At 65.2% G+C, this 18,352-nt stretch carries 19 protein-coding genes; 11 read left to right on the top strand and 8 right to left on the bottom strand.

Annotated elements, in window-relative coordinates; genetic code table 11:
- Window positions 1-218: 218 nt before the first annotated feature.
- From X803_RS21910 to X803_RS0111055, 5 genes are all read right to left on the bottom strand, one after another.
- Window positions 219-356 carry a hypothetical protein gene (locus X803_RS21910; protein ID WP_156930052.1) on the bottom strand — a complete coding sequence of 46 codons (138 nt, stop codon included), beginning with the start codon at window positions 354-356 and terminating at the stop codon, window positions 219-221.
- A gap of 287 nt (window positions 357-643) precedes the next feature.
- Entirely contained in the window at window positions 644-2,179 is a 1,536-nt protein-coding gene (locus X803_RS0111070) for a PTS ascorbate transporter subunit IIC (RefSeq protein WP_026545190.1), read from the bottom strand.
- 38 nt (window positions 2,180-2,217) lie between these two features.
- Window positions 2,218-2,490: a PTS sugar transporter subunit IIB gene (locus X803_RS0111065; RefSeq protein WP_026545189.1), complete on the bottom strand. Its 273-nt coding sequence runs from the start codon at window positions 2,488-2,490 to the stop codon at window positions 2,218-2,220.
- Between the two features lie 38 nt (window positions 2,491-2,528).
- The gene (locus tag X803_RS0111060; RefSeq protein ID WP_026545188.1) at window positions 2,529-2,984 is read right to left on the bottom strand and encodes a PTS sugar transporter subunit IIA; all 456 of its coding nucleotides are present in this window, start codon (window positions 2,982-2,984) and stop codon (window positions 2,529-2,531) included.
- Window positions 2,985-3,104: 120 nt separating this feature from the next.
- Window positions 3,105-4,265 (bottom strand): ROK family transcriptional regulator, encoded by a 1,161-nt coding sequence (locus X803_RS0111055; RefSeq protein ID WP_026545187.1) that lies wholly within the window; start codon window positions 4,263-4,265, stop codon window positions 3,105-3,107.
- A gap of 83 nt (window positions 4,266-4,348) precedes the next feature.
- Between X803_RS0111055 and X803_RS0111050 the strand changes: the two genes are divergently transcribed.
- Complete coding sequence (locus X803_RS0111050) at window positions 4,349-6,370, top strand: transketolase family protein (protein ID WP_026545186.1); 2,022 nt, start codon at window positions 4,349-4,351, stop codon at window positions 6,368-6,370.
- A gap of 22 nt (window positions 6,371-6,392) precedes the next feature.
- Here the strand turns inward: X803_RS0111050 and X803_RS0111045 are convergent, their stop codons facing one another.
- Entirely contained in the window at window positions 6,393-7,193 is an 801-nt protein-coding gene (locus X803_RS0111045) for an IclR family transcriptional regulator domain-containing protein (RefSeq protein WP_026545185.1), read from the bottom strand.
- Between the two features lie 165 nt (window positions 7,194-7,358).
- On the opposite strand from X803_RS0111045, the gene X803_RS19385 reads away from it, so the two are divergent.
- The 7 genes from X803_RS19385 (at window position 7,359) to X803_RS0111010 (ending at window position 14,335) form a co-directional block, all read left to right on the top strand.
- Window positions 7,359-8,597 carry a CaiB/BaiF CoA transferase family protein gene (locus X803_RS19385; RefSeq protein WP_084033663.1) on the top strand — a complete coding sequence of 413 codons (1,239 nt, stop codon included), beginning with the start codon at window positions 7,359-7,361 and terminating at the stop codon, window positions 8,595-8,597.
- On the top strand, window positions 8,594-9,415 hold the full coding sequence (locus tag X803_RS0111035) for a citryl-CoA lyase (RefSeq protein WP_051470681.1): 822 nt from the start codon (window positions 8,594-8,596) through the stop codon (window positions 9,413-9,415). The genes X803_RS19385 and X803_RS0111035 overlap by 4 nt, the downstream gene beginning before the upstream one ends.
- A 21-nt stretch (window positions 9,416-9,436) precedes the next feature.
- Window positions 9,437-10,414 carry a DODA-type extradiol aromatic ring-opening family dioxygenase gene (locus tag X803_RS19380; protein WP_084033661.1) on the top strand — a complete coding sequence of 326 codons (978 nt, stop codon included), beginning with the start codon at window positions 9,437-9,439 and terminating at the stop codon, window positions 10,412-10,414.
- Window positions 10,411-10,776 carry a hypothetical protein gene (locus X803_RS0111025; protein WP_026545183.1) on the top strand — a complete coding sequence of 122 codons (366 nt, stop codon included), beginning with the start codon at window positions 10,411-10,413 and terminating at the stop codon, window positions 10,774-10,776. The genes X803_RS19380 and X803_RS0111025 overlap by 4 nt, the downstream gene beginning before the upstream one ends.
- 20 nt (window positions 10,777-10,796) lie before the next feature.
- Window positions 10,797-11,327 (top strand): DoxX family protein, encoded by a 531-nt coding sequence (locus X803_RS0111020; protein ID WP_026545182.1) that lies wholly within the window; start codon window positions 10,797-10,799, stop codon window positions 11,325-11,327.
- Between the two features lie 74 nt (window positions 11,328-11,401).
- Window positions 11,402-12,871 carry an amidohydrolase family protein gene (locus X803_RS0111015; RefSeq protein ID WP_026545181.1) on the top strand — a complete coding sequence of 490 codons (1,470 nt, stop codon included), beginning with the start codon at window positions 11,402-11,404 and terminating at the stop codon, window positions 12,869-12,871.
- A 96-nt stretch (window positions 12,872-12,967) separates the two neighbouring features.
- Window positions 12,968-14,335 carry a hypothetical protein gene (locus X803_RS0111010; protein WP_026545180.1) on the top strand — a complete coding sequence of 456 codons (1,368 nt, stop codon included), beginning with the start codon at window positions 12,968-12,970 and terminating at the stop codon, window positions 14,333-14,335.
- 64 nt (window positions 14,336-14,399) lie between these two features.
- On the opposite strand, the gene X803_RS0111005 is transcribed toward X803_RS0111010, so the two are convergent.
- Window positions 14,400-15,323: an acetamidase/formamidase family protein gene (locus X803_RS0111005; RefSeq protein ID WP_026545179.1), complete on the bottom strand. Its 924-nt coding sequence runs from the start codon at window positions 15,321-15,323 to the stop codon at window positions 14,400-14,402.
- Between the two features lie 107 nt (window positions 15,324-15,430).
- Window positions 15,431-16,084: a TetR/AcrR family transcriptional regulator gene (locus tag X803_RS0111000; protein WP_051470680.1), complete on the bottom strand. Its 654-nt coding sequence runs from the start codon at window positions 16,082-16,084 to the stop codon at window positions 15,431-15,433.
- Window positions 16,085-16,137: 53 nt separating this feature from the next.
- On the opposite strand from X803_RS0111000, the gene X803_RS19375 reads away from it, so the two are divergent.
- The 3 genes from X803_RS19375 (at window position 16,138) to X803_RS0110985 (ending at window position 18,352) form a co-directional block, all read left to right on the top strand.
- A complete protein-coding gene (locus tag X803_RS19375) occupies window positions 16,138-16,584 on the top strand; it encodes a nuclear transport factor 2 family protein (RefSeq protein WP_026545177.1) in 447 nt (148 codons plus the stop codon).
- A 15-nt stretch (window positions 16,585-16,599) separates the two neighbouring features.
- Window positions 16,600-17,463, top strand: a complete 864-nt coding sequence (locus tag X803_RS21105) for an SDR family oxidoreductase (RefSeq protein ID WP_051470679.1) — start codon at window positions 16,600-16,602, stop codon at window positions 17,461-17,463.
- Between the two features lie 109 nt (window positions 17,464-17,572).
- Window positions 17,573-18,352: an alpha/beta fold hydrolase gene (locus tag X803_RS0110985; RefSeq protein WP_026545176.1), complete on the top strand. Its 780-nt coding sequence runs from the start codon at window positions 17,573-17,575 to the stop codon at window positions 18,350-18,352.

Raw genomic sequence — 18,352 nt, 5'->3', positions numbered from 1 at the left:
TCCGCCGGACGACTCTGGCTCTACCCCGGCAACGGAACCGGCGGCTGGAAGCGACCCAAACAAATCGGCTCCGGCTGGCAAGGCTTCACCAGCATCATCGGCTAAGGTTCACCTCATCGAGATGCAACGAACCAGGTGGGCTTCGCTCACGCGAAGCTCACCGGGGTGTTCTGATCCCATCAGCCTATGACTAGAAACTCGAGCAGCTACCCGCTCCCTCACACTGCCCGTATCGATCCCAGCAGGAACAGCACCTCATAGAACTGATGGATCACCGTGGCCACCAGCAGCTCATGCGCCATCTCCTGCCGGAACCCACCAAACGGTGTCTTGAAGACCACACCGAAGTCGCCCAACTGCGCAGTTAGCGCCTTTAGCAGCGTCAGCCCCTAGAAATACCGGCGCGACTGGCTGATCATTTGCAACTCCTCACTCACCTCCGCCGCAGCAGCCAGGGACAGGCCCTCCGCCACTGTCCGGCAGCTTCCTGAAGATCTTCGACCAGTGGCCCGAGTGCAGCACCACCAGCTCCATACCCCACAGGGCGCCCGCCCATGGAGCCGTAGTGACTGACGCCGTCGTCGTTCGGTCCCACGAACAGAAAAGGCGGCACCGCCTCCGGTGCCGCCTTTCCCAATACTTTTTACTCAGCCTTCTGCGTCACGCTCGCCGACTTCCGCTCCTCAGCCTTACGGGCCTTCTCCGCATCGACCCGGGCCTTCTCCTCAGCCTTGAGTCCATCAAGCCATTCCTGGCGGTTCGAGCCGGGAACCCAGCCCGTATCCACGAACTTGCGCTGGAAGAAAATGGCCGCGGTCACCAGCGCCACCGCAATCAGGATGGTCATGATGACGCTCAGCGTGGTTCCGCCCAGCAGGCTCACACCGATCAGGGTTCCGAACCAACCGAAGTCGGCATCGCCGAACGTGCTGTTGGAGAACCCGAGCTCGCCGAGCACCAGCAGGAGGATCGCCGGCAGGATGGTGATGATCACGCCGTTCACAAAGCCGCCGATTACCGCACCCTTGCGGCCGCCGGTCGCGTTCCCGTACACGCCGGCACCGCCGCCGGTGAAGAAGTGCGGAACCATGCCGGGCAGAATCAGCGCCAGCCCGAACATCGGGTTCAGCCACAGGGCAAGAATTCCCAGGCTGATCAGGCCGCCGGCGAACGAGCTGAGGAACCCGATCAGCACAGCGTTGGCACCGAAGGGGAAAACGATCGGGATATCCAGCGCCGGCTTCGCGCCGGGCACTACCTTCTCGGCAATGCCCTGGAAGGCGGGAACCAGCTCGCCCAGCACCGTGCGGACGCCATACAGGATGACCGCCACACCAACACCAAACTGCAGCGCCAGGCCGAAGCCCTCCATGATGAAGGCACCGGCGTCTGCCACACCGAAGATCGCCAGAGCTTCATCCAGCGGAAGCGCAATCAATCCCCAGATCGCGAACACCATGTAGATGAGAACCATGGACAGCGAGGTGGCAACCATGGAGTCGCGCAGGAACTTGAGCCCCTGCGGGAACTGGATGTCCTCGGTGGACTTGCTCCGCCGGCCTACAACCTGGCCCGATGCCCCTGCGGCGATGTAGCCGAGGGTGCCGAAGTGGCCGATCGCGATGGTGTCATTCCCCGTGATCTTCTTCGTCCAGGGATGGGCGAACGCCGGCATGACCACCATGATGACGCCGAGCAGCACCGCACCGATGAGTACCACCAGCCAGCTCAGGCCGTCCCCGAATCCGACCGACAGCACCACAGTGAGCATGGTCGCCATGAACACCATGTGGTGTCCGGTCAGGAACACGTACTTCAGCGGCGTGAAGCGTGCCAGGAGAAGCATCACGATGAATCCAAGCGTCAGGACGTAGGCGCTCTGCGCACCGAACTCCTCCTGGGCAAGCGCGGTGATGACCTCATTGGTGGGGATCACCCCCTGCGCACCGGTCACGGCGAGAATCAGGACGCCCAGCGGATCAAGCGAACCGACGACGACGCCGGCGCCGGCGCCGAGGATGAGGAAGCCCAGCGCCGCTTTCAGTGCGCCTCCGATGACCTGCCCGGAATTGCGCCTCATGGCCATCAGACCGATGGCGGTGATGATGCCGATCAGGTAGGCCGGCACATTGAGGATCTGCTGACCAATAAAGTTCAGTACTACGACGAGCCACTCCATTGTGGATGCTCCTTTTCTACTGTTCGGGGAAGGAAGTTTTACTGGACGGCTGGAGTGAGCTTTTCGGTGATCTCATCAAGGTCAAAGAAGTTTTCGATGATGATCACTTCGGCGGGAACGTCGCCGATCTCGGGTGCCAACTCGTCAGAGGTGAGGACAATGTCCGCGGTCTGCGCTGCGCCCCGTGCCACACCAATATCCGCGGCCTCAACATCTGCGTCGATGCCCAGTGCTGCGAGAACTTTCTCTGCGTTCATCTTGAGAAGCACTGAGGTACCAATGCCCATTCCGCATACGGCGACGATCTTCATGAGATGCCTTTCAGGTCGAGGTTGAGTAGGGAGAACAACTATTTGGTGGCAAGACTGCTGAGGACATCACGGACTTCATCCGGGGTGTCCGCTGCTTCCAGCCGTCCGCGGATCTCCTTGTTGGAGAGGACACCGGCGACTGCCTTGAGGACGTCGATGTGCGCGGACTTGTCCAGCGCTGCCAACCCGATGACCAGGGTCACCGGATCATTCGACGCGTGGCCAAACTCGACGGGCGTTTCGAGGCTGACCCAGCTCAGGCCGCTCTTCAGAACCGAGTCCGCCGGGCGGGAGTGAGCCAGCGCGATACCCGGGGCGATCACAATGTAAGGTCCGTGTTCCTCGACAGCAGTGATCATTTCTTCGGTGTAGGCCTCCGTGGTTACACCGCCGGCCACCAGGCCGTCGCCGGCGAGCCGGATCGCCGCCCTCCAGTCCGAGGCCGCCGCTTTGGTAGTGATCGACGACAGCTCTTGGGCAAGATTCAAGGTCACAGCGAATTCCTTTGGTTGGTGAGGGATGCGTGGGTGGCGCACGTCACACTCTACCGAAAAAAAGGAGCTTATGTCTACAAATATCCCAAAGTGCCTTAAATCACGACGACGGCGGCAGGCTCAGCCAGTTGGTCCAGTCCGGGTCAGCCTGCTGATCCGTTCGGCGTCGAACAGGGCATCCTGGGCAAGCAGGGACGCTCCGGTGATTCCCGCTGCCAGGCCCAGCCGGCTGGGCTCGACCACCAGATCCCGCGTGGCGAACTCCCTGGCTCCCTTGAGGATTGTCTGCCGGATCGGATCCAGGAAAGAGTCCCCGGCCTGCGCGAGATTGCCGCCAATCACCACGGCTTCCGGATTGAGCAGGCCGACCACATCGGCGAGCGTCTGGCCTATCGCCACGGCAGTCTCTTCGAGGAGTTTCAGCGTGATGTCGTCGCCGTTGTGGGCGAGGGCCACGATGTCGGCACTGGTGCGGACTTTGTAGCCCCGTTCCCTCAGCTCCCGCCGGATGACCGCACCGCTTGCCACCGACTCGAGCCGCTGGAGGCTCCCGCCGTAGGGCGATGGCCTGCTCAGATCGCCAGCCCCGCCCCGCGCGCCACGGTAAACGCGCCCGTCGAGAACAAAGGCGATGCCGAGGCCGATCCCGGCCTTCACCACCAGGAGGTTCTGGCGATGATTGCCGCCCTGCCGCGCCTCTGCGAGCGCCATGATGTTCACGTCGCGGTCCACCGCAAAGACCGCGTGGTCGTAGCGGTTATTGAAGTATTCCCGCACGAGCACGCCGTCCCACTGGGGATCGATCTGCGGGCTGGCCAGGCGTCCTGTGGCGACGTCCACCGGACCCGGCACTCCCACACCGATTCCGACGACGTCCTGCCGCCCCTTGCCCATGGCTGGAAGCATGTAGTCGAACACCTGGCCGGCCCACTCAAAGATCTCGGCGGGACCTTCATTCAGGCCAATGTCGGCCTCGTCCACACTCAGCACCTTGGACACCAGGTCCGTGATGGCGAGCCGGGTGTGTGAGCCGCCGATGTCCACCGCGAGGAGCAGCCCCGCATCCGCGTTCACGGCGAACGTTTCGGGCGGCCTTCCGCCGCTTGAATCCAGCTGGCCTACGCTGACGATGATCGATGCTTCAAGCAGTTCGTCGAGCCTTCGGGCCAGGGTGATGCGGGACCACCCCAGGGCCTCGACGAGCTCATTCCGGGTGGTTGCGCGACCCGACCGGATCAGGTCCAGCGCGACTCCGGACCCTGTTGCCAATCCCTTACCCATGTGCTCCCCTTCGCTCAGTCGATCCGCGACCGCACGCCACGCAACCATTGACTTAAGTACATGTGTATACCAAAGTGACGTCCGTGACTAGAGAACTTTCTACCGCCGTCGTCCTTCCCGCCGCACTTGATGCCCGCGCAGTCGCGGCCGCTCAGGCGATTCCAGCCTTCCTTGTGCAGCAGAAAGGGCATGGGCACGCGGGGACCGCAATGGCATTGGCGCCATTGTCCCATGTCCTTTTCTCCAGGGTCCTGCGTCACTCCCCCCGCCATCCTCAATGGCCGGCCCGGGACCGGTTTGTCCTGTCCGCCGGGCATGCGAGCCTGCTGCTCTACATCCAGCTGTACTTCACTGGGTACGGCCTGACGCTCGACGACCTCGCCGCCAGCCGTTCGCTGGGGTCGCGGACGCCGGGTCACCCCGAGGTGCACCACACCGTCGGTGTTGAAATGAGTACGGGACCATTGGGACAGGGTGTGGCGTCCGCCGTCGGCATGGCTATGGCGGCCAGGCGCGAGTCGGCTGTTCTCACGCCCGGCTCGGACCATCTGGACCACACCATCTGGGCGCTCGCCGGCGACGGGTGCCTGCAGGAGGGGGTCTCCTCCGAGGCCTCCAGTCTCGCGGGCAGCCTGGGTCTGGATAACCTCGTGCTCATCTGGGATGACAACGGGATCACCATCGACGCTGACACCAGCGGCACCTTCGCCGAGGACGTCCGCGCACGGTACCGGGCCTACGGTTGGCGGGTCCTCGAGATCGACGACGCCACTGACCTCGACGGAATCGAGTCCGTTCTTCGCGCCGCTGCCGAGCGGACCGGTGAGCCCACGCTGGTTGCGGTGAAGACCGTCATCGGGACGCCGTCGGCCAGGTTCGGCGGTACGCCGGCAGCCCACTCCGGCGGGTTTGGTGTGGACGAGCTTGCGCTCGTATTGGAATCACTGGGCTATGCGCCGGATGCCTCCCTCGAGGAGCTCGCCGGTGGGGAGGTTCTTCGCCACACCCGCTCGGTCGCTGACCGCGGGGACGAGCTGTATTCCGCCTGGCAGGACCGGCACAAAGCGTGGGCTTCAGCGCATCCCGATGCCGCTGCGCGCTGGGAACGCTTCCGTGCCGGCCAGCTCGACTCCTCGGCCCTATCCCGTGTGCCCGCCGGCTCACCCGGAGACCTGGTGCCTACGCGCAAGACCAACGGTGCGGTCCTCACTGCCCTGCAGGACACCGTCCAGCTGTGGGGCGGCTCGGCGGATTTGAGCGGGTCGACCAATGTCAGCGTGGCAGGCAAGCCGTTTTCGGCGTCGAACCCTGCCGGAGAGTTCATCCGATTCGGCATTCGGGAACATGCCATGGCCGCAATCCTCAGCGGCATCGCGCTGCATGGACCGTGGCGTCCGTTCGGATCGACGTACCTCGTGTTCAGCGACTACATGCGGCCGAGCATCCGGCTGGCGGCGCTCATGAAACTCGGCGTGATCTACGTGTTCACCCATGACTCCGTGGCCGTGGGCGAGGACGGGCCCACGCATCAGCCGGTGGAGCAGATCGCCTCACTGCGCACGGTGCCGGGGCTCGACGTCGTTCGGCCGGCCGACGCCGTGGAGGTCGCCGCGGCGTGGCAGCGGATCCTCGACTCACCGGATCATCCGGTGGCGCTGGTGCTGAGCCGGCAGGACCTGCCGGTCCTGATGTCCGACGACGATACCGCCGACGGTGCCAGACGAGGCGGCTTTGTCCGCTGGCAGAGCGGCGAAGGGAACGACATCGCACTGCTTGCGACCGGCAGCGAAGTGTCCCTGGCCGTCGAGGCGGCGAGCGCACTCGAGGCCGAAGGGATCGCCGCGAGGGTGATCTCGATGCCCTGTGTCGAATGGTTCAGCGAAGCGGACGGCGACTACCGGGACTCGGTGCTTCCGGCGTCGTTGACTGCCCGGGTTGTGATCGAAGCCGGCAGGGGTGACGCCTGGTACCGGTGGGCAGGGTCCGCCGGCGAGGTGATCTCCATCGAGGAATTCGGCGAGTCCGGTTCCGGCGCGGAAATCATACGGTTGCGGGGCATCCATCTCGAGGCGGTGCTGGAGGCTGCGCGGCGGGTGCTTTCCTGATTCCCGGCGGGGTGTGCCCTCCTTACCGCATCGCCTTGACCGGACGCGCCTGCCAGCGCGCCCAGTCGGCACTAGTCTCAGCCGCCGCCTCCTGCAGCAACGGCAGGTACTCATTGATGAGCGTGTCCATGCTGGTTTCCTGCGCATGCACAGTCACGTTCATCGAAGCACGTACCACGCCCTCACCATCCCGCACCCCCACCGAAATGGACCGCACCCCCGGAGCCAGCTCCTCGTCCGCCAGCGCATAACCCCGCTCCCGGGTCTCGGCCAGGATCTCGAGAATCCGTTCGTTACTCATCGGCGGAGCCGCGGGCAAACCGGACCGCGAAGGCTCGGCCAAAACCTTCCGGGCCTGCTCCGGCTCCAATGAAGCCAGCAGCACCTTGCCCTGTGATGTCCGCATCGCCGGGAACCGGGTACCAATATCCACCCGCAACGCGATCAGCTTCGGCACAGCCACCCGCGCGACGTACACAATGTCCGACCCATCCAGCTGCGCCATCGAGGACGACTCCCCCGTCCGCTCCACCAACCACTCCAGATGCGGCCGCGCCATGTCCCAGAGACCCAACGACCCGACGTAGGCCATCCCCAGCTCAAGCACCTTCGGCGTCAGCGAAAAGCTCCCGTCCCGAACGTGGACGTAGCCCAGCTCCTGCAGCGTCAGCAGGATGCGCCGGGCGGTCGGCCTCGCCAGCTCGGACGCTTTGGCAACCTCGCTCAGGCTCATCACCGGATGCTCAGGTGAGAAATGACGCAGCACATCCAGCCCACGCGCCAACGCCTCAATGAAATCCGCTCCCTGACCGCGCTCAGGCATGGCACTCCTCGCTCGCTGGTGACCCGTGGCGTGTTAATCCCTGACTTGGTGACCCTTGACACATTGCCGTTCGGCTCCCATCATTGAGGAACTTCACGCCGTCCGGACAACTGTCCGCCTAGCGGACACAGTACCCGAAAGCCTCCACCACCGGAAAGGTCTCCCGTGTCAGACCCCGACACTCCCCCAAGCGCGCGCCCACTCGAAGGCGTGGTGATCGCCGACTTCTCCCGCGTGCTCGCCGGCCCCTACGCGACCATGCTGATGGCGGACCTCGGCGCGGAAGTCATCAAGGTCGAAGGCCCAGGCGGCGACGACACCCGCAGCTGGGTCCCCCCGGTCCGCGCCGACGGCGTCTCGACCTACTACACCGCGATCAACCGCAACAAGAAGTCCATCGTTCTCGATTTCAAGAACGACGACGACCGCTCCACCGCGCAGGCCCTCGCCCGCCGTGCCGACGTCGTCATTGAAAACTTCAAGCCCGGCGGGCTGAAGCGATTCGGCCTTGACTACGGCACGGTGCGCGAGGAAAACCCCGCAGTGATCTACTGCTCCATCAGCGGGTTCGGCTCCGCCGAGGGGGCATCGCTCCCCGGCTACGACCTCATTGTCCAGGCCATGTCCGGCCTGATGAGCCTCACCGGCGACGCGAACGGCAGCCCGTACCGCGCCGGCATCAGCGTCTTCGACGTCATGGCCGGCCTTCACGCAACCATCGGCATTCTCGCCGCCCTGCGCCACCGCGATGCCACCGGCGTCGGTCAGCATGTCGAAACCAGCCTCATGGCCTCGGCGATGAGCGGGCTCGTCAACCAGACCACCGCCTACGTGGCCGGCGGCGTGGTCCCCCACCGCATGGGCAACGCGCACCCCAGCCTCTTCCCCTACGAGCCGCTGCCCACCGCCGACGACGACCTCATCGTCACCGCCGGCAACAACGCCCAGTTCCGCAAACTCTGCGAGGTCCTCGAGATCCCCGAGGTCGCCGATGACCCGCGGTTCGCAGAAAACGGCGACCGCACCGCCAACCGGGAAGAGCTGCGCCCACTACTGGTGGACCGGCTGAAGACCAACACCGCCAAGCACTGGTTCACCAAACTCAACGAGGTCGGCGTCCCCAACGGACCCATCAACACCATCGGCCAGGGCGTCGAGTACGCCAAGGAACTCGGACTGGAACCGGTAGCCACCGCCGGCACCGGAGACCGCGCCGTCCCCGTGGTACGCCACCCGATCACCTTCTCCGCCACCCCGGCCCGCTACGACCTGGCACCGCCTGAACTGGGTGAGCACAGTGACCAGATCCGTGCCTGGCTCAGCGCCCAGACCGGTGCAGCGCAGACGGCGCACGCAAACGCCACCACCCCGAAGTCCTCAGCCCCGCAGGAGGAAACCCGATGACCGTCACCCCCCAAAAGACCGGAACGACGCCGGAGTTCCCCACATCCCTGGGCACCTCCACTCCCACTCAGATCAACCTGCTCGGCCAGGACCTGGCACAGGACCTGATGGGCAAGATCAGTTTCGGTGAACTCGCCTACTGGCTGGTCGCCATGCGCCGGCCCACCCCCGGCCAGCTGCGCGTCTTCGAATCCGTCCTCGTCGCCCTCGCCGACCACGGCTTCACCCCCACCGCCATCGCCGCCCGCCTCACCTACCTCAGCGCCCCGGACTCCATCCAGGGCGCGATGGCCGCCGGCCTCCTCGGCGGCGGCTCCCGATTCCTGGGCGTCACTGAGGATTGCGGACAGTTCCTCGCCGCCACCCTCGCTGCCCACGACGGCGACCTGCCTGACGACGACGCCGGCTGGGACGCAATGGCCTTGGACGCCATCCGCACCCAGCGCGCGGCGGGCAAGTTTGTGCCCGGGCTCGGCCACCCCAACCACAAGGACGGAGATCCCCGCACCCCGGTGCTCATCGGCATCGCCGAGGAGGAAGACCTACGCGGCCCGCACCTGCGCCTGTTCGAGGCCATCGGCCGGATGAGCGAGACCGCGTTGGGCCGCCGTCTTCCCCTCAACGGAGCCGGCGTCTGTGGCGCCGCACTGGCGGACGCCGGCCTCCCCACCGACCTGCTCCGCGGCTTCGCACTGTTGGCCCGCGCGGCCGGACTGCTGGGCCAGATCGCCGAGGAAAAGCGCAACCCCATCGCCAATGACATTTACATGACCGTGGACCGCAATGCCGTCTACGTGGACCCCAGCCAGAGCGCCTGACCAGGAGAAAGGACACCACCCATGGCTGATCTGACGGCTGTACTGGCCAGCACCCACCACCCGTTCTACCTCAAGGCCACCACCGACACCTCCGAGAACCGGCTCCCGCAGGCGGACGAGTGGCAGCGCAAGGTCGAGGCCTACCGGGAAACCCTGGCCGCCGCCGAGCCGGACGTTTTGGTCATGGTCGGCGCTGACCACTTCCACCAGTTCTTCCTCGACAACTACCCGACCTTCCTGATCGGCAAGCAGGAGAAGTATGACGCCACCTTCTACAACGAAGAGCGCGAATTCGGCCTCCCGACGTACCTGCTCGACGGCGACGTGGAACTGTCCAACTACCTCCACCAGGGGCTGCTGGACTCCGGCTTCGACTTCTCCTTCAGCCACGAACTGAAGATCGACCACTCGATCGTCTGCCCGATCATCACCGTCCGCCCACAGGCCGACCTGCCCATCGTCCCGATCTACACCAACATCTTCGCGCCGCCCATGCCCTCGCCGAAACGGTTCTGGGACCTCGGCCGGGCCATCCGCAAAATCATCGACGCGTGGCCCTCGGACAAGAGGGTCGCCGCCATCGGCACCGGCCACCTGTCCCTCGAGTTGGGCGGCCCACGGATGTTCGGTGACCACGGACCGGACCCCGACTTCGACGCCCAGGCCATCGAGTGGCTCTCCACCGGCAACATCGACGCCATCCTCACCAGCGTCACCCATGACTCGATGGCCGCCGCCGGCAACGCCACCCACGGGTTCATGGACCTCATCCTCATGATGGGCATCGCCGGGCCGGAGGAGGCGGACTACGTGGACCAGCTCGACCTCTTCCACACCCGCGAGATGTACATGACGTGGTATCCGACGAAGACCGAAAAACTCGCCGCCGCTGCCGAACGGGCAGCGCAGTCCTCCCAGGCCAGCCTCGGCCCCGTCTATGCCAATGCGGAAGCCGGCACGCAAACCAGCAAGGAAGCAAAGGCAGGTGTCCCGGCATGAGCAAGTACTACGTCAACAAGTTCCTCTACACCGTGGACCGCGCCCCCGCCTGGGTTGCCCGCTACAAGGCCGACCCCGCAACCACCATCACCGAATGGGAAGAGGAGATCGGCCAGTGGCTCAACTCCGCGGAGAAGACCACCTGGCTCTCCTTCACTGACGATGAGCGCCGCGCCCTGGAAACCTACGACTACGAGTGGCTCTTCGAGTACGGCGCCCACTTCTTCCTCTACCTCACCCTCTTCATCGGGCTGTTCGACGAGGACTGGGCGAAGGAACAGGGCCCGCTCTCCTACCAGCTCGCCTGGGCCAAGCGTCTCGAGGGCTGGACCGGCAAACCCTATCCCTCCATCGCGCTCTAACGACGACGACGGCGGCCACCATGCATGAAGGAATCCTCCTCCTCCGGCTCCTCCTGGGCCTGGTCCTCCTGGTCCACGCCGCCCAGAAGTCGCTCGGCTGGTTCCAGGGGCTTGGCCTGACCACCATGGCGGGTGCCTTCGAGCAGCTGGGCCTCCGTCCGGGACAGCCCATGGTTCTCATCGCCAGCATCACCGAAGCCCTCGCGGCGATCTCTCTGCTGCTCGGCCTCTTCACTCCGTTGGGAGCAGCTGCAGCAGCCGGAACCATGGCCGTAGCCGGCGCCACCTCCCAGCTCAGTGCCGGCTCCTTCTGGAACGCGAGGAAGGGCGGTGAATACCCCTACGTCCTGGCGGTCCTCGGCGTTGTCCTTGCCTTCACCGGCGCCGGCGCCTGGTCACTGGATGCGTGGCTCACCAGCATGTATCCGCAATTGGCACCGTTCCTGGGAGGCACCGCCGTCGGGCTCGCCGTCGTCGTACTGGCAGGTGTTTCCGCGGCAGTGTTCCTGAAAGTTGTCCTGTACCGCCGTCCGGCAGGGCAAACACCATGACGACGGCGGCGGCAGCCACCCCAGTCTCTCCCCACCCTTCCGTACACCTATACCCCTACTCAAAGGAGTCAACGATGACCACTGATACGCGAGCACCCGAGCCGGGCCACCCGATCGTCTTCCGCAACGGAACCGTCCTGACCATGGACGGCGCCAAGCGGGTCCTGCAGGATGCCGATGTCCTCGTTGTCGGCGAGAACATCGAGGCCATCGGGCAGTCCCTGGAGGTGCCGGAGGGTACGGAGGAGATCGACGCAACCGGCGGAATCGTGATGCCTGGCATGATCGACACCCACCGGCACATGTGGCAGACCGCGATGCGCGGCTACGGCGCCGACTGGACGCTCACCCAGTACTTCGTCTGGTACTACCTGGAGCACGGCACGGCGTTCCGCCCCGAGGACATCGCCGCCGGCAACCTGCTCTCGGCGTGGGACGCGCTGGACGCCGGCGTCACCACGAGCGTCGACTGGTCCCACGGGCTGAGCACCCTCGACCACGCCGAGGCAGCGCTCGAAGCACTCGAGGGAACCGGCGGCCGCTTTGTCTTTGCGCCCGGCAACATTTTCGCCGGACCGTCCGAATGGACCTCCAACCCTGATTTCAAGAACTTCGTGGAGCGGCGCAATCCGCGCTCGGACATGCTGAAATTCCAGCTTGCCTTCGACGTCACCGGCGATCCGTCCTTCCCCGAGAAGGGTGCGTTCGAGGTGGCCCGCGAGCTCGACCTGCCAGTCACCACCCACGCGGGTGTGTGGGGAGCAACCAACGACGACGGCGTCCGGCTGATGCACGAACACGGCTTCATGACTCCCGGCACGGTCTATGTCCACGCGGCGACGCTGAGCCGTGACTCGTACCAGCGCATTGCCGCCACCGGTGGGTCTGTGTCCCTGTCCACGGAGAGCGAGCAGAGCTGCGGGCAGGGCTATCCGCCGTCGTGGGTTCTGCGTCAGCATGACATCCCGATGTCCCTGTCCATCGACACGAGCGTGTGGTTCAGCAGCGACCTGTTCGTCGCGATGCGCACTACCCTCGGCGCGGACCGGTCCTTCGAGCACATGCGGGCTCACGAGGCGGGCGACACCGTCACCCACTCGGCGCTGCGTGCCGAGCACGTGGTGGACTGGGCCACCCGGGGCGGCGCTGCGGCGCTCTCGCTGGACCACGCCGTCGGGAGCCTTGAGGTAGGGAAGAAGGCCGACGTGGTCCTAGTCAAGAACGATTACTCCCCCACGTCCTTCCCACTGCTCAATCCGTATGGACACGTGGCGCTGCAGGCCGGGCGGGGTGACGTGCACACGGTCCTCGTCAACGGTCGCGTGGTGAAGCACAATCACCGCCTGATCGGGGCGGACTTGCCGGGGATCCGCTCGAAGGTCGAGGCCACTGTGGAGCACCTGCGCTCAACCCTCGGTGAGGAAGCGTGGCAGAAGGGCATGAACCCGGACGTCCCGGAGACCAAGATCCTGGACAACCCGTACATGTACACGGAGTACCGGGACGCGTCGACGCACGCGAAGGCGGCGGACGCACTGTCCTGATCCCTGCACCCTCGCCCCGGCTCATTCCTGAGCCGGGGCGAGGGTGCGTCATAGAATTTTCGGAGACAATACCCGGGTAATCTGCCATGCTTTCTCATGGGCAAACGCAGCACCGCCGTCGTGGTGATCCACGGCATGGGCGAACAACTGCCGATGGACACTCTTCGCGACTTTGTCCACACCGTGACCCGACCTGCGCTCCCCGGCCAGAGCGAGCCGATACTCTTCAACAAGCCTGACCGCCTTTCCGACGGAACCGACCTGCGGCGACTGAGCCTTCCACGTAGAGGAAAACGTCCCCTCACGGATTTCTTTGAGTTCTATTGGGCACCCGAGTTCAAGCCCGGGCGCGTGTTTGGACTTCTGACTTGGGCCCACTTACAGATTTTCCGTCCCTTCGTCCGACACGCGGTGAACACACGCCTGATTGTGCGACGGGTCCAGGTGTTGCTCGCCGCTGCGTTGATTGTTGCCGGACTGGCAGCGCTCCCCCGGTGGGTGGAGCTGCCGGTAGTCGCGATCTCGATCATCTGGATTTTGGTGGCCGCGACGGTCATCATCATTTGCCTTGCCGCGTTCTTCCTGTGGCGGTACGGACGCACGTTCCTTTCCGACGTCCTTCGTTATTTCGCTCCTACTCCGCGGGATGTGACGTCGCGGGACAGGATCCGGCAACGCGGCGTGTCACTGCTGAAGCGACTGCATGACAGTGAGAAATACTCACGCATTATCGTTGTCGGCCACAGCCTGGGCTCCGTGGTGGCTTATGACATCCTGCGGCTCACCTGGGACGCGTTCAACAAGCCCATGGCAACTGAACCTGCCGCGCAGCCGGTGATCGAAACCTTCGACGCCGCTGCAACACCCCTGCTCGAAGCGGGTGATCTTGAACAGTTCCAGCAGCTACAGCACCGCCTCTTCAAAGAGAACCAAACCATGGGAGTGGGATGGAAGGTCACCGACTTTGTGTCGCTCGGTTCTCCCCTGACCCACGGCGTCACCGTCCTGAGCGGCAAGAAGTACTCCCTGGCCGACAAGTTAAAAGAACGCGAGTTTCCCACCTGCCCTCCAACCGCCGACGTCGAAAGCGGGCTCTCCCACTATCTGGATTACTTTGAGGAACCCTCGCCGCGGGACATGCGTATAGGGAACGCCGCTGCGGTGTTCGGGCCGACCCGGTGGACGAACCTCTATTTCCCCGCTACTGCACTACTGGGCGGCGATCCGGCCGGTGGCCCTTTGGCTCCGGTCTTCGGCCGGGGCGTGCGGGACATACCCGTCCGGCTGAGCTACTCCGATTCAGCTGCCCGCTGGCTGGCACACGTTCCGTTCCTTTCGCACACCAAGTACTGGTCGCGGGAAAAGGGTACCTATGACGGTCTCGCGAACGACCGTAAGGACAAGGACAAGGCCACCGGAACCAGGGAAGCGGTTCCGGCACTGAAGTCTGCCCTCAACCTCTGAGTGATCGCCGCCGCTCCGCGCCGATTCACTGGGGACGCGCGTCACGCAACAAGGGCAGGCAATTTCACCCCACGGCGTCGTGCTTCAGCACCGCATGGACGCCCCAGGTCTCGTTCGCTATCTGGGTGATCCGCAGGTCCACCACCGTGCTCGCCAGCGCCAGCGCCCGGGTGCGGTCCATGCCGAACAGACTCTCCATCCAGGTCAGCATGGCCTTCAGCGCCTCCGCCGTGGCTAGGTTCAGGTCGGCATTGAAACCGAAGGTGATTCTCGACGTCGGCGTCACCGCGTGGATCGAGCGCAGCGGCGGATCGGCAACCAGGTCAAGCACCAGCTCCGAGGTCATGCCGCACTCAATCGCGGTGCCGCCCACCTCGCCATCACCCTGCGCGGCATGCCCATCCCCCACACAGAGCAGCGCCTCGGGAACCGTGACGGGCAGGTACAGGGTGGACCCGGCGGTGAGCTCGCGGCAGTCGATGTTCCCGCCGCTGTCGGCCCGCGGCGGAGTGGTGGTGACCTCGCCGTGAGCTGCCGGCGGAACGCCGACGACGCCGAAAAACGGTCCCAGCCGCACCTTCTGGCCGAGGTCGTTGACCGCAATCCCCCGCTCGGCATCCACTTCCCACAGCAGCCACTGCGGCACTCCGCCCTCAACGGCGAGCAGCCGGGTGAGCTCGTCGTCCTTGCGTCCGGCGTTGGTGAACCCCCAGTTATCCGGGGTCAGCGACTTGAAGGTGACTGCCAGCATGTCGCCCGGTCGGGCGCCGGCGACGGCGATCGGCCCGGTAAGGCAATGCCCCTTCCGGTCGACAAACAGCTGCGGCCGCTCTTCGCCGGGAAACGTCTGGCGCTGCAGGTGGCCCCACGCGTCGAGGGATCGGACGCGTACGGTGTCGCCGGGATTGACCGTGAGGGCGGCCGGAATGTCCCGCGAGAAGACCTGGACCGTCGTGTCAGGTCCGGGTTCCAGATAATGAAGTGTCACGGCTGCCCCTCGCTGGTCTGAGTGTTCAGCCTATCGGGCGGCGCCTTAGGTCGGTTGCGCATGGGTCAGTTGCGCAGGGAGCCGGCCGTTCGTCGTCGTACCGCCGTTCAGGCAGCGTGCTGGGGCGGAAGGAGAGCTGCGGTCATGGTCTCCGCGACAAAACCCGCAAACTGCTCAGAGGTCCAGCCGCGCGTGAGGACCAGCAGTTCATACAGTTCCGGGGAGCTGACCGTCCACATGACATCGGTGGCGTGGGACAGGCTGACGCCTTCCCGCAGGAAGCCCCGGTCGGCAAGGAACCGTGCGTTGTGCTCCATGCGTTCCAGGCGGTGGGTGTTGCTGGCCTCGAGCAGCTCAGCCATGGACGGGTCGGTCGCTGCCGCGGACCTGATCAGGAGGAGGATAGGGGTCACGGTGGAAGCCACCTCGGCGGTGAGGAGTCCCCATTCCCGCATCAGTTCCCGCGGGTTGTCGACCTGCTGCCGCACCTCATCCGACCGGTCGTAGGCAGCCACTGCCCCCGTTCCGGTCAGACCCCGTTCGTAGATGGCCCGGACCAGGCCCGCCTTGTTCTCGAAGGCCTTGTAGATGGTCTCGGCGGATACCCCGGCCCGTTCGGCCACGCTTGCCATGGTGGTCGCCGCGAACCCGTCCTGCAGGAACCGCTGTTCCGCCACATCGAGGATCAGCGCACGGTTCCGCTGGGCGCGGGCCCTGCGTCCGCTGGAATCATATGAGCGACGGGCATTGACGGTGGGCATTCTCGGTTCCATACTTGAATTGGGTACAAGCTACTGTAATGAAAGGTTAGCCGATGACCGGCAACCAGCAATACCCCGGCGCGAAGGCTCTCCAGGAGAACCCGCTCGAGGTCATCAACCGGCTCGTCAGCGCGATCAATGATCACGACGTCGACGCCCTCACCGCCTGCTTCGCGGACGACTACGTAAACATCACCCCGGCCCACCCGGCACGGAGTTTCACCGGGAATGATCAGGTGCGGCGGAACTGGCGCAGCATCTTCGACGCCATCCCTGACGTGCAGGCACGCATCCTTCGGTCGGCGGTCCAGGACCGCGTTGTCTGGACCGAATGGGAGCATCGCGGCGCCCATGGCCACGGTGCGCCTCACCTGATGCGCGGCGTCGTCATTTTCACTGTCGGCACCGACGCCATCACGGAAGCGAGGTTCTTCCTGGAGCCCGTCGATCAGTCCGATCAGGACGCCACCGCAGCCCTCACCCATCTACTGGATCGCTAATCCCAAGGAAGCATCATGATTCTCGTAGCCGGAGCCACCGGCAAGCTCGGCCGGCTCATCACCCAGCAACTGATCCAGCGCGGCGAACCGGTCCGCGTTCTGGTCCGGCAGGATCCGGGCGACGAGCTGGGACACCTGGTGGAGGTTGCCTACGGCGACCTGAAGGATCCCGATTCCCTGCAGATGGCCTGCGAAGGCGTCGACACAGTCATCACCACGGCGAATTCGACGGCGCGCGGAGGCACGGACACGATCGATTCAGTGGATCTGGCCGGGAACCGGAACCTCATCGATGCGGCTGCCGCGGCCCACGTCCGGCGGTTCCTCTTCATCTCATCGCTCGGCGCGGACCCGGACAGCCCCATGCCGCTGCTGCGCGCGAAGGGCCTCACGGAACGGCACCTTGCCGGGACGGACATGGCGTGGACCTCGCTCCAGCCCAACGTTTACATGGACCTTCTGTTGATGGCCGTCGTCGGGGGTCCGGCGCTGCAGGGCGCCCCGGTCACCCTCGTTGGGGAAGGCCGGCGCAGGCACTCCTTCATCACCATGTCCGACGTCGCGACCTACACCGTGGCTGCGCTCCACTCCCGCGCGGCCGAGAACCAGACCCTCAGGCTGGGCGGACCGGAACCGCTCTCCTGGCGGGACGCCGTGGCCGCCTTCGAGCGGCACCTCGGGCGGCCGATCGACGTCGTCACCGTGCCCGTCGGAGAACCCGTGCCGGCCATGCCGGATTTCATTGTGCAGCTGCTGACCGCGTTGGAAATGTACGACTCCCCGCTGGACATGTCGGAACTGGCGGAAACGTATGGGGTCCGGGGAACCTCGCTCGCCGAATTCCTGAGCGGTGCCGTTCCGGTTTCACCCGTGGTGTGATGGCCTACTCGTCCTTCGCGTTTGGACCCTTCCGCGCGCTGCGGTACTAGGCTGGGTCATCTACCACCTCAGCACAGCACCGGCACGGCGACCAAAGGAAACGATTCGCATGTTGAACACCGAACGAACCGGCTCCGGCAAACCACTCGTCCTCGTGCACGGACTCGGGTCCAGCATCCGCAACTGGGACCCCATCCTCCCGATGCTTCAGGCACAGCGCGAAGTCATCGCCGTCGACCTCCCCGGTTTCGGCAGGAGTGCGCCGCTCACCGGTGAGGTGAGCATCGCAACCCTGAGCGACGCCGTCGAACGCTTCCTTCGCGACGAGGGGCTGGAGGGTGCCGATATTGTCGGCAGTTCGATGGGCGCGCGGATGGTCGTCGAGATGGCGCGGCGGGGCCATACGGGCAACGCGGTGGCGCTCGATCCGGGCGGATTCTGGAACGACACCCAGGTGCGCATCTTCAACAGCACCATCACCGCGTCCATCGCGCTGGTGCGCCGGATCCAGCCCACCCTCCCCTCGCTGGTCAAGCAGGCTGCCGGCCGGACCGCGCTCCTGGCCCAGTTCTCCGCTGCGCCCTGGAAGCTCGACCCGGACCTTGTACTCACGGAGCTACGCGGGTTCGCCACCTCTCCCAGCCTTGACGCAGCCCGCAGGTCGCTCGCGCACGGACCGAGGCAGGAAGGGGCACCGCAGGGCAGCCTCAAGGGCAAACTCGCGTTCGGGTGGGGGCAACAGGACAGGGTCACGCCGCTGAGCGAGGCGGCCGTAGCCATGTCTCTCTACCCGGACGCCACGCTCCACGTCTTCGAAAACTGCGGACACTTCCCCCACTGGGACCAGCCGGAGGAAACCGCGCGCTTCATTCTTGAGGCGACGGGCTGA

It is taken from the genome of Arthrobacter sp. 35/47 (assembly GCF_000520475.1).
GTDB classification, from domain to species: Bacteria; Actinomycetota; Actinomycetes; order Actinomycetales; family Micrococcaceae; genus Arthrobacter_D; species Arthrobacter_D subterraneus.
Note: the sequence above shows the minus strand (reverse complement) of the source record. Positions and strands in the feature narration are given on the sequence as shown.